The following is a 14,058-nucleotide window of genomic DNA, read 5'->3' as shown; positions in this document are numbered from 1 at the left end:
GAAACAGGTATAAGAATGAAGAATACAAGATTGGAGCAGTTAAGGGAATTTCTGTTACAGCAGCCTCAGGACCCCTTCCTAAAGTACGCCCTTGCAACAGAATACCTGAAGCTGGGAGATACCACCAATGCGCTTCTTTATTTTGAAGGGCTTATAAAGGAACACGAGGAATACCTGGGAACTTATTATCACCTTGGAAAACTGTACGAACAACTGGGGCGGATTCCTGATGCGGCAGAGACTTATGCCAGGGGCATCGCGCTCGCCCAACAACAAAGGAATCAGCATACCCTGTCGGAACTCCGGGGCGCTTTGCTGGCAATAAGCGACGAGGAAGAGGGCGAAAATTGAAAATCATTTCGTTAAATTAGGCTCTTATTTTTACTCATTGAGCAAGCGGAAGATAATATTTTTAAGGGATGTGTTCTTTTTCACCCTTACTGCCTTTGGGGGGGCGCAGGCCCACCTGGCAATGATGCTCAAGATATTTGTAAAAAACCGAAAATACCTTACAGAAGAGGAATTACTGGAACTGAATGCCTTATGTGCTGTACTTCCCGGCCCTTCATCCACGCAGACCCTGGCGGCGATCGCCTATAAAAGGGGAGGAGCAGGCCTGGCCGTGCTGAGTTCCCTGATCTGGCTCCTTCCTCCGGCTATTATAATGGCTGGTGCTGCTATCCTGGTTTCCCGGCTTTCACCCGAAATAGGATTCACCCGCATTTTTAGGTTTATCGAGCCAATGGCCGTCGGTTTTGTCTGCTATGCGGCCGTCCTGCTTGCTCAAAAAGTCATCAGAACCCGTTTTTCGATAATTGTGGCAGCGGTTGCGGCCCTTACCACCGTCATATTTAAGTCCCCTTATCTTTTTCCCCTGCTGATCATCGGGGGCGGGGTGCTTTCATCTCTCCTTCACAGGAACAGGGAGGAACGGGAGCTGGAAGAAACCCTGATCCTGAACATTAACCGGAAAAAAGTAGCAGCTTTTTTCGGGATCCTCGTGTTGTTTGCCCTGATGGGTGCGCTTATTAACAGGAGTTCGTTCTTCTCTCTCCCCGTGCGTCTTTTTGAGAACTTTTATCGTAACGGCGCCCTTATTTTCGGGGGAGGGCAGGTGCTGGTTCCGCTTCTTTATACAGAGTTTGTCGAGCTGAAGGGCTATCTTACTTCGCAGGATTTCCTGTCGGGCTTTGCCCTTCAGCAGATCGTGCCGGGGCCCACTTTTTCCTTTACTTCCTACGTAGGAGGGATGGCGCTTAAAAACCAGGGTACCAGCGGACAGCTTTTAGGAAGCCTGGTGGCGATGATAGGTATTAACCTCCCCGGGCTCATACTGATTCTTTTCATTGTTCCTTTCTGGGAAAATCTGAAAAAAATCACCCGCATCAAAAATGCGATGATGGGCGTAAACGCAGTGGCCGTGGGCCTCATGCTGGCTGCCGCCGTGATTATGTTTGAACCCATTGCGGTAGGCTGGCTGCCTGTAGGCCTGGCCCTGATAACCTTTGTTCTGCTAAGCCTTACCCGGGTACCGGCCCCTGTGCTTTTTATTGCCGGGATCCTGCTTGGGGTTTTTCTTTAATGATTGCCGTACTGGCGATTGCTCCGTCGCGGCGACGTTTAATTGTCTTCTTCTTTTTTCAGGCCGCTAACTGATTTTTGAAGGTGTTGTACCATTTCGGTAAGCTTTTCAAGGGAAGGCTCTTCGCCGGGGTCAGGGAACACCGTGCTGATATAGGCCCTGGCCTTCCATACTTCAAGTACATCGTCGGCAGGAACAGAATAAGGATCGTAGGCCTTGTTGTCGGAAATCAGCCGGAATGCTTTTTGCTCCCGTAATTTATTCTGCAGGCGCTTATATACAACGCCGTCGTTCTTTGTGAGCAATACATAGGTGGCGCCGGATTTAGCCTGGTTCCAGTTATCCAGGTATTCAGCTATAACTATCGTTCCCGGCAGCAGAGGCAGCATGGAGTCGCCTTTCAACTCAAAAGCGCGGAAGGTTCCGCCTTTGAGCATAGGCAGGTGAAAGCGGGGTAATTCGGAAATGAATTCAGGGTCGGCATACCCGTTAAGATACCCTGCGCTGGCTTTTGCGGGGACCAGCTCGATGTTCTCCCGGTCATTGCTGTCTACCGTAATACTAAGCACTTTTAATTGCTTCCCGACATGGAACTGTTCCTGCTCGGCCTGCTTTTTCTTCTGCTCGAAGTAGCGGTCGCTGAGTTCTTTACTTACCAGTTCATCTACCGTGATACTAAAAAAAATAGCTATTTCTCTGAGTAACTCGGTCTTTGGTTCCGCCCTGCCTTCTTCGTACGCGCCAATTACCGGGCGCTTAACACTTAATGTATCAGCCAGTTGCTGCTGTGTAAGCCCTTTCTTTTTCCTGAGGTATTTCAGGTTGCCTGCTATATTGCCCATATATTTTTTTAAAACTTGCTTACTAAAATATTTAGCGTATATTTGCTAATAAAGTTAGTAATAAAATCGGACATTCTAAAAAATATTTGAAATGGACAGAGCTATCCTGCATTTGCGACCGGACAATTTCTTTGTTTCAGCCGAGCGTTTGAAAAATCCTTCGCTGGAAGGGAAAGCGGTGATTGTTATTGATGAAGACAAGCAGGAAGTACTTTCCTGCAGCCATGAATGCCGGGCTTTTGGCATACACGCTTCTATGGAAGTGGGCGCAGCCCGGAAACTTGCTCCTCACGCCATTGTCATACCCGGGGATATGGAGCGTTACCAACGCCGGTCGGAGCAGTTCGCAGGTGTGCTGGCAGACGCGGTTCCGGTGCTTGAAAAGGCGGCTGTCGATCGTTTTTTTGCCGATCTATCAGCGGTAGGGAATTATCCGGAGTGCTGGAAATGGGCCAGGGAATTAAAACAACGGATAGTGCGTGAAACAGGTATGCCGGTTTCCATGGGATTATCGTCCAGTAAGTTTGTATCTGCCATGGCGGCCTTGCATACGGGCCCTGAACAGGAAAGGTGCATACTTCCTGGAGCTGAAAAGCAATTCCTGGCGCCCTTCTCCATTGATGAGCTTCCATTTCCTCACGAAGGAATGCGGGAACTGCTTAAAAAGAAAGGCATTATCAGCATCGGACAGCTGGCCGCCATGTCACCCGGAAAGATACAGCGCCTGCTTGGGAAAAGAGGAACGATCGCCTGGCAGGAAGCAAACGGTATCTGTCACCAGGCGCTGGTCCCTTATAGGGATCCTGCTTCAGTTTCAACGGAGGTTACCTTTACCAGGGACTGCCATAATCCGTCGCGCCTGCTTTCCATTTTAAATTCCATGGCTGATAAACTCAGCTATTCCCTCCGTAAGAACGGGATGACAGCTTCCCTGGTATCCGTGAAGCTTGGTTACCCGGATTTAACTACTGCAGTGCGCAAAGCCCCTGTCCCCCCGGTAGTTATCGGAAAAAACCTGGCTTCCAAAGCACAGGATCTTTTTCACGTGCTTTATGACAAATCAAAAAGTGTCCGGATGATCGGACTGCGTTTCGGTGAGCTGGAACAACGGGCCCGGCAAATGCAATTATTCGCCGGCCCCGCAATGTTAACGCCCGGTAACTTCTCCGATAGGCTCGCCGATAGTTCCGTTAGGTTCTAATATGTACAGTAACTGTGCAATTGTGGGAGCTATATCAGTAATATGAGTTTTGCGGGTAGTTTCTCCGGCAGGGACGTTAAAACCGTACCAAAGCAGCGGTATGTGTGTGTCGTAAGCGAACATAGACCCATGAGTAGTACCTTTTCTGCTTCCCTGGAACCAGTTGGGCTCCAATAAGACCAGGAGGTCACCTGATCTTTTTGGGTTATACCCGTTGCGAATCAGGTCAAGGTAGTTGGAAGGGACATTCGCAGTAGACAGATCCTGGAGATTTACGACGTTATAAATGCCTTCTTTTGAAAGCAGGAAGTCCCTGGTAAGGCGGAAGACCTCGTTAATAGAAATTTCTTTCTCCGCGAGCAATTCCCGGTCCAGGTAAATTTGATAATTGGCGATATGAAGCACCCAGTCTTCATCGCCCAGTTTTTCTTTAAGGTAATTTTTAAGTGCATCGAATGTTTCTTTGCTATTGAGTACGCCTGCAGGAATGCCTTCTTCCTGCGAAAAGGCGGGCACATCTGCGGCCCCGTGGTCGGCTGTCAGAAATACCAGTACGTTTTCCTTGCCAATCCGTTTATCAAGGTATTCAAGCAACTCTGCGATGTCCCTGTCCAGCCGGAGGTAAGTGTCTTGTGCTTCGACAGAATAGGGGCCAAAGCCATGTCCCACGTAGTCTGTGGATGAAAAGCTAAGCGCCAGGAAATCGGTGATCTCATCTTCACCCATGTCTTCTCCTTCGATAGCGGCAATAGCAAAGTCTTTGCTGATGGAATTGCCGAAAGGCGTAGACCTTATGATCCCGTAATCTGTGTCACTATACTTTAGTTTATGCGGGAAAACAGGCTTTTCTTCACCGGAAAGTGTGTTTTCATAAGGTTTATCGTCGGCCGTACTCTCAATATATTCATCTATGGGTAGCAGGGTTTTCCATTTTTGGGAGAGGTATTTTTTTGCAAGATCCCGGGAATTGAACTTTTTCACCCATCCTGGCAACTCATTCATATAATAGGTGCTGCTGATAAACGCGCCGTTGGAGGAATCAAACCAATAGGCGGCGGTGGGCATATGGCCGGCGGGAAGAATGCTGCCGCGATCCTTTAAAGATACACCTACAACTTTTGAGCGTTTATTACTGGCCAGGCGAAGCTGGTCGGTAATAGTGGAAGCGAGCAGGTTTCTTGGTGACATTTGTCCTGCGTCGGAATCGCTTCCCACGGATGATACCGTTTTGTCTTCGGCGCAATACATCATATCATCTTTGTACCGGTCATACCAGTCATTGCCGGCTATTCCGTTGATGGCGGGAGAAGTTCCGGTATATATAGAAGCGTGGCCGGGGCCGGTATAGGTGGGAATATAATTGTAATGATTGTTCCGGCAGTTAAATCCTTCAGTCATTAACTTCTTCAGGCCGTTTTCGGAGTATTTATCGTAATACCGGTAAAGGTAATCGTATCGCATCTGGTCCACCACAATCCCGACCACCAGTTTAGGTCTTTCCTGAGCCCATGCGGGAATACTTAAAATAAGAAAAAGAAAGCACAATAAACGTTGCTGTATATTCATGTTTCGAAATTTATAATGATTCGGAGCCAAATGTAATAAAAAGTAAGCATTCGACAAGGTTGTGCCTGCCGGGTGGGGCCGGCGTGCTGTTTGGGTTGCACCTGCCGCTGCCGGGTGGGAGCCGGCGTGCTGCTTGGGTTAACCTGCACGGTCTCGCTCAGGCTGATTTCCGGGGCCCCGATTGCTGGCGCAATCGCCCGGAAATCAAAAGTCGCTCGCTGCGGGCAGGTCAACCCTTTCGCCTGACCATCCCGCATGCTATACCCGATATAGTTCAAAATCTCGCTCGCTTCGGGCAGGTCAACCCTGTCGCATGACCCTTCCGCAAACAACATCAGATATTGCGACAGTGCAAAAGCCTTGCTTGGGTGGGTAGGCACAACTCCGCTGCGTGGCCATGCAGCAAACAGCTTCCGGTATGGTGCAAAAGCCTTGCTCGCGTGCGCGCGGGTGCGACCTGCCGCATGGCTCGCTGCAGGCGCGGGGATTGGCTTTTAAAATCCTCCTCCGGAAATGTATAGTCCGAAGGTTGGTTGGGGGTTGTAGTGCTGGAAAGGGTAGGCGAGGTAAGGTTCGATAATAGCGAAACCGAATAAATTTACCCGCAGCGCAACGCCTGCGCTGGTCACTACGGGATTATCGTCAAATCCGAAGTGTTCCTGGTCAGGCTGGGGCGTGTTGAGATAGGGATTGGTAAAAGAATAGTTCCAGGCCTTGCCGGCGTCAAAAAATACGATCAGATCGGAGAACAGGAAGCCGGATTTAACCTGGGCCAGTTTTTCAGGGCCGGTGAGGGGCAACCTGAATTCCGCATTGAATACGGCAAGTTCATTTCCGAGTAAGTTGTCAATGTCGATATCATCGCTGTTGGGAGCGGTACTCTCTATTGACTGCGTCATACTGTTGTAATTATACCCGCGGATAAAGTATTCATTTCCCAGGAAGATGGGGTACATAAGGTCATTGTTCTGGTCTTTTCCGACGCGGCCGAAGTACATCCCCCGGAAGGCGATGGTGTAGGGCTTCCGGTAAAAATATTTCCGGTAGTCTGCTGTCAGGCTGTACATATCCAGCTCGCCGAGCATTTTTTCGGCCGAGAACCGGAAACGGCGGCCACGTACAGGAGATGTGATGCCGAATTGGGCATTATCACCTACAAAACCAAGCATAGCGCTGTAGAGGTTGAAACCGGGGCGGGAGGGGAGCTTTTCTTTTTCCTGGAAAATCGGGTAGCCAATATAGCCTCCGCCAAGATCTTCGTAATGCGTACGAATGCGGTCTATCCGGAAGGAATAATGAGAGAAAGATACGGATGCTTCCCATCTAAGTGTTTGGGAAATAGGGAAGGCGCTGAAAAAAGTACCCTGGTCCACAAAGGTACGGTAATTATAAATATCGTAGGTAATTGTGGGAATATGCCCTCCCTCTACGGCAAGGCTGTCCTGACCCAGGCCAAGGAAAGAAGAAAGATAGGGAATGTGCCCGATCCCGAAACCATAATTGATCCTGCTGGCGCGGTTGAGGTACATGGCCTGCCCGCCGATATCGTAAATTTCGCCGTTCACCGACAGCACGCTGTATATCTGGTTCCGGTTCAGAACATCGCCAAATAAAGCGGCAACTCCGCCTGCAAGGCCGGTGTAGGTTCCGCCGCCACCACCGTAACTACCTACACCCACGCCTATACCGGATTGCTGGATAGTAGTGAGACTGAATTTGGGGCGGTAAGGCTTCTTCTGGAAATCGTCAATGTTTACCGTGGGAGGGATGGCCGGGTTTTGAAGGTTTTCGGCGATAATGCTGTTCGGCATATTTTCCGCCGGGGGCAGGGTGGAAGCAGCAAAGTTTACTTCGTCAGGATTTACCGGGAAGCGTTCGAAGTCATCCAGCATTGCTTTGTAAATATAATAATTCCCTCCGCGGAAAAGCACGTAAGTGATGTCTTCCGTTGCTCTGGCAACGCTCATAGCGGGAGCATTTTCGGTAATACCGCTGATGCCGGTAAAATACTTGGTAAGCTTGAAAACTTCTCCGCCGCCCAGCCGGTATTCGTACATATTCCGCATCCCGTCCGCATTTGACAGGAAGTACAGGGATTCGCCGTCAGGGGAGAATTGTGGATTCAGGTTATTGGCGCCGGGAAAAAAGTTAAGGACGTCGATATTTCCGGAAGCCATATCCATCACAGCCAGCTTATAGCTGCCGAATTTCAGGGCTTCAAGGTCTGTATCGAAGCCTCTGTCGGTGGCAAAGACCACCTTGCTGCCGTCCGCCGACCAGGCCGGCTGGATCTCTGAATAAGCGTCTGTGGTCAGTTGTTGCACCTCATTGGTTTCGAGGTTATATAAAAAGAGGTCTGAATGCGTATCCACCAGCCCGGAAATAAGAAGGGAATTTCCGTCAGGCGACCAAGCCAGGTAATTGTAGTATTCCACACCGGGGACTTTTATTTCGCGAAGCCCGCGGCCATTCTCGACATCAACGATCACGATGATATTGTCTCCCTTGCTAAAAACCGGATAAGCGATCTTGCGACTGTCAGGCGACCAGGTAGCCGACGATTCGATATAATTATAATCGTCCACATGGGCCCGCTGAGTGGCCGAAGAAAGCGTGCGCAAAATGCGTCCGGAGGCTTTATCTGCGAGAAAGAGATCAATAGAAAACAGGTTCCGTTCCGAATAAAAGATCACATATTTTCCGTCCGGGCTTAAAATCGGGGAAATATTAATGTCCCCGGCCTGGTCGGGGGCCAGGAGGCGCTGGCCTACCGCGGCGATGGTATCTTTCATAAAAGGCGTATAGTAATCCGTGGTACGGAGTTTCCACATGCTGGAAACCACTTTTTCATCATAGCCCAGAACGCTGTCCACTGCCATTTCATATCCGTATTTCGCCGTGGTGAGGAACAAGGGTTTTACAATATCGTCCCCCCAAAGCCCCGCCACAAAGGCCCAGAAACCCTGGCCATACCGGTAAGGGAAGTATTTGTTGGTGGTGGTCAGATCGCGCAGGCTGGGAAAGTCCTGAGTAAGGACGGCATCCCTCATCCACATAGCGGTATGGGCGTCTACCCTGCCAAGGGAAAGGTATTCCGCCATCCCTTCCACCATCCACAAAGGCAAATTGCCTATATTATAAAGACTGAGCGAATCTCCCCCGGTTTTGAGCAGGTTATACTGGAAGGCATGAACCAGTTCGTGTCCCAGTACGTGATCGGTTTGCAGATTGGATTCAAAATAAGGCATGAACACCCTGTTCTTAAAGCCCTCGGTTACCCCGCCGGTACCCACGCTCACGTTCTGGTCCATTAATGTGGTCTGCTGAAAGTCAGAGTGATTCTTGTAAATAAAGATCGGGTTCTTTTCATTCAGGGTATCCCGCAAGATCTCCTGGTGCCGGAAATACCAGCGTTCGCTCATTAAGGCGAAATCATTGATAGTAGTATCGTTGTCCAGGTAATGATAGATATCAAAATGATTAGTTTCCAATACCTTAAAATCAAAGCGTTCATATTGAACGTGATTGCGCCCGAAATACTGGGCAGTTGCAGGCAATGCGGAAAGCAAAACCAGCAACATGACGGCCGGTAATGTGATCCTTTTGAAGGAATGTAAATATTCTGAGCGCATGATCGTGAGTATTGGCTTTATAATGGATAAACAGTTTAACATATATACGAAAAAATGGCCTTATGCGCAACGCAAGACGCTAAAAAAAATCCGGCGCCGCTGTGGAATCCGATTCCATACTGTCCAAACCGGTTGTATCGGGTTCCGGCACATAAGATCTGCAATTATACTTTTTCTTTATTTTAACGTCCGGCTCCGGAAACTTGCCAAAGGTATAACCCGTAGACCTGTCATCATATACTTTTTCCATAAATTTTCCGAATACGGGAAGCGCCGTTTTGGAGCCTTCTCCGGTAGCGCTGTTCCGGAAATGCACATGCCTGTCGGAAGCGCCTACCCATACGCCGGTAACCAGGTCTTTCGTAACCCCTATGTACCAGCCGTCTGAATAGTTGGACGTGGTGCCGGTTTTTCCTCCGATCTGGTTACCGTTTTGCCAGAGGTCGTATTCCCACAGAGCCTGGGAAGTCCCGCCGGGCTCTTCCATTCCACCCCGCAGCATATACAGCATCAGCCAGCCGGTTTCCGTATCCAGCACCCGCCTGGGTTCAGGGCCGAAGCGGGCAATTACATTTCCTTCCAGGTCAGTAATATGGGTAACCAGCACCGGATCTTTTCGCAGGCCCTGGTTGAGAAAGACCGCGTAGGCCGAAACCATTTCAAAGAGACTGACATCATTGGTGCCCAGCCCGATCGAAGGAATCGCTTTCAACGGGCTTTGGATACCCATTTTGTGCGCATATTCCGCTACATTTTCCCAGCCGACGGCTTCCGTAAGCTGGGCGGTAACCGAATTGCAGGACTTTCCCATGGCCCAGCGTAAGGACATATCATACCCGGTAAACACCCAGTCGCTGTTCTGAGGGGACCAGGATTTAGCCTCACCGTTTTCCACGTAGTTGATCGTAACCGGTTTATCCCTGAACTTATCGCAGGGCGAATAGCCGTTGTCGAGCGCAGTAAGGTAAACGAAAGGTTTAAAAGTTGATCCCGCCTGTCGGCGGGCCTGGTCTACATGGTCATATTTGAACCGTTCAAAGTCTATTCCTCCCACCCAGGCTTTAATATGTCCGGTGGCCGCCTCCAGACTCATGACGCCCGTATGAAGAAAGCTGGCGTAGTAGGCCAGCGAATCAAGGGGAGACATGGTAAGCGTGGTATCGCCTTCCCAGCTGAAAACGGTCATCTCCCGCGGGATGTCCAGCACGGCCATTACCGTATCTTCCCTGTTATTGAATTTTTCCATCAGGAGCTTGTATTCAGGAAGCGCCCTTGCCTGTTCTTCAATGTAGCCCTCTATAGGCTCTCCCTCATCGTTCCTCCAAGGCACTTCGCCTTGCCAGTGCCGGTTAAACCGCCGTTGCAGCGTTTCCATTTGTTCGCTGACGGCTTCTTCGGCATAACGCTGCATACGGGAATCAATGGTTGTGTAGATCCGCAGGCCGTCAGCATAAATGTCAATGTTGTTTTCTTCGGCCCATTCAGCCAGCCAACGCCTCACCGCCGCCCGGATATAGCTATTTTCTTCTTCTTCGTTTTCATTGGATTTACTTAAGCCAAGCGGCATAGCCACGTATTTCTCGTATCCGGCCTGATCAATATAGTCGTATTTGCGCATTTGCGACAGCACTACGTCACGTCTTCCTTTCGCATTTTCCGGGTTGCTGACAGGGTCATACGTTGAAGTAGCCTTTAATATGCCCACCAGTAGGGCGGCTTCCTGGTGCGCCAGGTTCCGCGGGCTTTTGTTGAAGTACTGGCTGGCCGCTACTTTTATCCCAAAGGCATTATTGCCAAAACTGACCGTGTTCAGGTAAAGCGCGAGGATCTCCTCTTTAGAATAGATTATTTCCAGCTTGATGGCCGTAAGCCATTCCTTGGTCTTAAATACGATCGTGCCAACCAGGGGGATATAACGGACCACCCCCTGGGCTTTTTTGCGCCTGGTCTTATAGAGGTTTTTTGCTAATTGCTGCGTAATGGTACTTGCCCCCCGGGGATTGCCCTTCAACGCAGCCCAGGTACTTGAAAGGATAGAAACGGCGTCTATTCCACTGTGACTGAAAAACCGGATATCTTCGGTAGCCAGGAGTGCTTGCACAAGCACAGGAGAAAGGTCTTTGAATTCAACCGGCGAACGGTTTTCTTCGTAGTACTTCCCGATAAGTACGCTGTCCGCGGTATAAAGCTCGGAAGAAGTAGCCAGCGGCGGATGCTTCAACTCGTCAAATCCGGGAGTGTTCCCAAACAACCATAAAAAATTTACTTGCAGAGCAAAAAAATAGATGATAACCGTGAGGCAACCGTACATAAACAAACCCAGCAAGCGTCGTTGGGTACTTTTTTTCATTTCACTTTAAACGAAAGGTATTCGCAAAAAGTTTGCCGTTTTAACGTACGTTAACCTTGTTTAACCAGGCTCGTCAAATTGAATAATAATGATGTCACCTATGCTGAGGCCGAGAAGGCCGGACGCATTGCCTTTATTGATAGCAATTTCCAGGTAGCTGCTGATACCGAAGAGGCAGAGTTTTTCGCCTTCCGGGACCTCGTTATAATGCCTGCTGATGGCAGTAATGGATTCGTTCCGACTGAAGAATAATTCAAACGGCCGCCCTTTTCCTACCTCTTCAAATAACTTCCTGGTGATATTGGTAATTACGTTCTGAAAAGAATCAATATGGATGACACTTCCGCGGATCAGCCCCGGTTCATATACCGGCTGAAGGAAGCCCCGCTGGTTGATATCCTGCACAGAACGGCCCAGTTCCTCAAGCAATCTTCCTCCGGCCAGGTGAGTGGCGGCTTTTACCAGGATGTCCAGCAGCGGGAAATGTACAAAAGCGGGATCGGGAGGAATAGCGATTTCCACGATCTTTCCCGGAATTTCATCGAATAAAAGAGAAAATATACCATTATCAGGCCCGATAAAATACTGTTCTTCATGCAGAAGAGCCAGGTACCGGGGACGTTCCTGGTAGTGAGCATCCACGCCCAGGATATGGATACTGCCCGGCGGAAAAAAACGGCAGGCATTTCTTGTCACGTAAGCAGCCTGCGCCACATCAAAAGGCGCAATTTGATGAGAAATATCTACTATCTTTACGTCCGGCAACTTCGATAGAATCGCCCCCTTAACGGCACTTTGGTAAAAATCGCGGTGCCCCAAATCGGTAGTAAGGGTGATAATTGCCATTCGTTAATAATTGCTTATTTTTGGTAATGCCTGCAAATATCAAAATTTACAGGCAAAATAACACTTTTAAAAAGAGATTGTGAGTGAAATACATTTAAGCTTAGAGCAGGCCGATCCTGCTATCCTCTGGGGAACAAATAATGAGCATTTTGAGATCCTGAAGAAACGTTTTCCGAAATTAAAGATCGTAGCCAGGGGAACCCAGGTTAAAGTGCTGGGTGACGAAAAGGAAACCGCGCTGTTTACTACGAAATTCGATCAGTTGCTGCAGCACCTGGAAAAATATAATCGTATCAGTTCCAGCGATTTTGAGCAGATACTTAACCTTGAAAAGGAACCCTCTGCCAATGGAAGCGATGCCGTCCGGGAAGTAGGTTTGGGAGAAGTGATCGTGTACGGGCCGAACGGGAATATGGTGCGGGCGCGGAGTGAAAACCAGCTCCGTATGGTGGAAGGAGCATATAAAAATGATATTCTCTTTGCCATAGGTCCCGCCGGAACGGGAAAAACCTATACAGCGGTAGCGCTGGCAGTACGGGCGCTTAAAAACAGGGAGGTAAAGCGGATCATACTGACCCGGCCCGCCGTAGAGGCGGGGGAAAACCTGGGCTTTCTTCCGGGTGATCTCAAAGAAAAAATAGATCCTTATCTTCGCCCCCTTTATGATGCACTGGACGATATGATCCCCCAGGAAAAGCTCAAGGTATATCTTGAAAACAGGACCATCGAAATTGCCCCGCTTGCGTTTATGAGGGGCAGGACGTTGGATAATGCCTTTGTGATCCTGGACGAAGCACAAAATGCCACGGATTTGCAGCTGAAAATGTTCCTGACGCGCATGGGGCCTACCGCCAAGTTCATTGTAACCGGCGACGTAACGCAGATTGACCTGCCAAAGAAGCAGCAATCGGGACTCCTTCATGCTATGGAGATCCTTAATGATATCCGGGGAATTGAATTTATCCGGCTTACCGGGAAAGATGTGGTCCGCCATAAACTCGTCAGGAAAATACTGGAAGCCTACGGGGATATAAATAAGAATGATTGAAAATTACGATGAACAACACCCTTAAAAGAACTTCTTTCGAATTTCCGGGGCAAACTTCCCTGTATCACGGCAAGGTCCGTGACGTTTACACCATCAATGAGGACATACTGGTCATGGTCGCCAGTGACCGCATTTCTGCTTTTGACGTAGTCCTTCCGGAGGCCATACCCTATAAAGGCCAGGTGCTGAACCAGGTGGCGGCCAGGTTCCTGAAGGCTACCGCCGACCTGGTACCTAACTGGATAATTGCCGTTCCTGATCCTAACGTAAGTATCGGGCTCAGGTGCGAGCCGTTCCCGGTGGAAATGGTCATACGCGGATACCTTGCAGGACATGCCTGGCGCGAATACAGGGACGGAAAAAGGCAGCTTTGCGGCGTTCCGCTGCCCGATGGGTTAAAGGAAAACGATCCGCTCCCCAGGCCCATTATCACTCCCACAACCAAAGCATCCGCCGGTCATGATGAGGATATTTCCAGGGAAGAGATCATCTCGCAGGGGCTGGTGCCCGGGGCGCTTTATTCCCAGTTGGAGAACTATACCTACGCCTTGTTTGAAAGGGGTACGGAAATGGCAGCCAGGCAGGGCCTTATCCTGGTAGATACCAAGTACGAATTCGGCATGAGAAATGATCAGGTTTACCTGATGGATGAAATACACACCCCTGATTCTTCCCGCTATTTTTATGCAGAGGGCTACGGCGAGCGGCAGGCCCGGGGCGAAATCCAGAAACAATTATCCAAAGAATTTGTTCGGCAATGGCTTATTGAGAATGGTTTCCAGGGCCTGGAAGGACAGCAGGTTCCGGAAATGACGCCTGCGATCGTACAATCAATTTCAGAGCGGTATATAGAGCTTTTTGAAAAAGTGACCGGCGATAAATTCATAAAGCCTCCCCAGGGTTCTGTTACCGATCGTGTCAGGGAAAATATCCTGGGGTTTTTTGAAGAAAATAGCAGGGGGACGGAAAATTCTGCTTAATTTTATCGTAT

At 49.4% G+C, this 14,058-nt stretch carries 10 protein-coding genes; 5 read left to right on the top strand and 5 right to left on the bottom strand.

Annotated features, from left to right (window positions below; all coding sequences use genetic code 11):
* The first annotated feature begins 15 nt into the window (after window positions 1-15).
* Window positions 16-351 carry a tetratricopeptide repeat protein gene (locus tag FRZ59_RS14030; protein ID WP_132128455.1) on the top strand — a complete coding sequence of 112 codons (336 nt, stop codon included), beginning with the start codon at window positions 16-18 and terminating at the stop codon, window positions 349-351.
* Window positions 352-421: 70 nt separating this feature from the next.
* Window positions 422-1,582, top strand: coding sequence for a chromate efflux transporter (chrA, locus tag FRZ59_RS14025; protein WP_225975071.1), 1,161 nt, complete (start codon window positions 422-424; stop codon window positions 1,580-1,582).
* A 38-nt stretch (window positions 1,583-1,620) separates the two neighbouring features.
* Here chrA and FRZ59_RS14020 read toward each other — a convergent pair whose 3' ends face one another.
* Window positions 1,621-2,424, bottom strand: a complete 804-nt coding sequence (locus FRZ59_RS14020; RefSeq protein WP_132128454.1) for an XRE family transcriptional regulator — start codon at window positions 2,422-2,424, stop codon at window positions 1,621-1,623.
* A 91-nt stretch (window positions 2,425-2,515) separates the two neighbouring features.
* Between FRZ59_RS14020 and FRZ59_RS14015 the strand changes: the two genes are divergently transcribed.
* Window positions 2,516-3,625, top strand: coding sequence for a DNA polymerase Y family protein (locus FRZ59_RS14015; protein ID WP_132128453.1), 1,110 nt, complete (start codon window positions 2,516-2,518; stop codon window positions 3,623-3,625).
* On the opposite strand, the gene pafA is transcribed toward FRZ59_RS14015, so the two are convergent.
* The 4 genes from pafA to FRZ59_RS13995 all read right to left on the bottom strand — a co-directional run bounded on the left by pafA (window position 3,572) and on the right by FRZ59_RS13995 (window position 12,019).
* Entirely contained in the window at window positions 3,572-5,191 is a 1,620-nt protein-coding gene (gene pafA, locus FRZ59_RS14010; RefSeq protein WP_132128452.1) for an alkaline phosphatase PafA, read from the bottom strand. The two genes, FRZ59_RS14015 and pafA, sit on opposite strands and share 54 nt — an antisense overlap.
* 494 nt (window positions 5,192-5,685) lie before the next feature.
* Entirely contained in the window at window positions 5,686-8,772 is a 3,087-nt protein-coding gene (locus FRZ59_RS14005) for a PD40 domain-containing protein (protein WP_158640637.1), read from the bottom strand.
* A 130-nt stretch (window positions 8,773-8,902) separates the two neighbouring features.
* Window positions 8,903-11,173 (bottom strand): penicillin-binding protein 1A, encoded by a 2,271-nt coding sequence (locus tag FRZ59_RS14000; RefSeq protein ID WP_132128450.1) that lies wholly within the window; start codon window positions 11,171-11,173, stop codon window positions 8,903-8,905.
* Between the two features lie 60 nt (window positions 11,174-11,233).
* Window positions 11,234-12,019 carry an SAM hydrolase/SAM-dependent halogenase family protein gene (locus FRZ59_RS13995; protein ID WP_132128449.1) on the bottom strand — a complete coding sequence of 262 codons (786 nt, stop codon included), beginning with the start codon at window positions 12,017-12,019 and terminating at the stop codon, window positions 11,234-11,236.
* Window positions 12,020-12,098: 79 nt separating this feature from the next.
* Here FRZ59_RS13995 and FRZ59_RS13990 point away from each other — a divergent pair, with 79 nt between their 5' ends.
* Both FRZ59_RS13990 and FRZ59_RS13985 read left to right on the top strand, forming a co-directional pair.
* A complete protein-coding gene (locus FRZ59_RS13990; RefSeq protein WP_132128448.1) occupies window positions 12,099-13,067 on the top strand; it encodes a PhoH family protein in 969 nt (322 codons plus the stop codon).
* A gap of 8 nt (window positions 13,068-13,075) precedes the next feature.
* Window positions 13,076-14,047, top strand: a complete 972-nt coding sequence (locus tag FRZ59_RS13985; protein ID WP_132128447.1) for a phosphoribosylaminoimidazolesuccinocarboxamide synthase — start codon at window positions 13,076-13,078, stop codon at window positions 14,045-14,047.
* Window positions 14,048-14,058 lie beyond the last annotated feature (11 nt).

The organism is Anseongella ginsenosidimutans (genome assembly GCF_008033235.1).
Lineage (GTDB): Bacteria > Bacteroidota > Bacteroidia > Sphingobacteriales > Sphingobacteriaceae > Anseongella > Anseongella ginsenosidimutans.
Note: the sequence above shows the minus strand (reverse complement) of the source record. Positions and strands in the feature narration are given on the sequence as shown.

Excerpts from the sequence above, each read along its gene's own strand:
- FRZ59_RS14030 (WP_132128455.1), top strand. The coding sequence starts at position 16 with ATGAAGAATACAAGATTGGAGCAGTTAAGGGAATTTCTGTTACAGCAG.
- FRZ59_RS14020 (WP_132128454.1), bottom strand. The coding sequence starts at position 2,424 with ATGGGCAATATAGCAGGCAACCTGAAATACCTCAGGAAAAAGAAAGGG.
- FRZ59_RS14015 (WP_132128453.1), top strand. The coding sequence starts at position 2,516 with ATGGACAGAGCTATCCTGCATTTGCGACCGGACAATTTCTTTGTTTCA.
- pafA (WP_132128452.1), bottom strand. The coding sequence starts at position 5,191 with ATGAATATACAGCAACGTTTATTGTGCTTTCTTTTTCTTATTTTAAGT.
- FRZ59_RS14005 (WP_158640637.1), bottom strand. The coding sequence starts at position 8,772 with ATGTTGCTGGTTTTGCTTTCCGCATTGCCTGCAACTGCCCAGTATTTC.
- FRZ59_RS14000 (WP_132128450.1), bottom strand. The coding sequence starts at position 11,173 with ATGAAAAAAAGTACCCAACGACGCTTGCTGGGTTTGTTTATGTACGGT.
- FRZ59_RS13995 (WP_132128449.1), bottom strand. The coding sequence starts at position 12,019 with ATGGCAATTATCACCCTTACTACCGATTTGGGGCACCGCGATTTTTAC.
- FRZ59_RS13985 (WP_132128447.1), top strand. The coding sequence starts at position 13,076 with ATGAACAACACCCTTAAAAGAACTTCTTTCGAATTTCCGGGGCAAACT.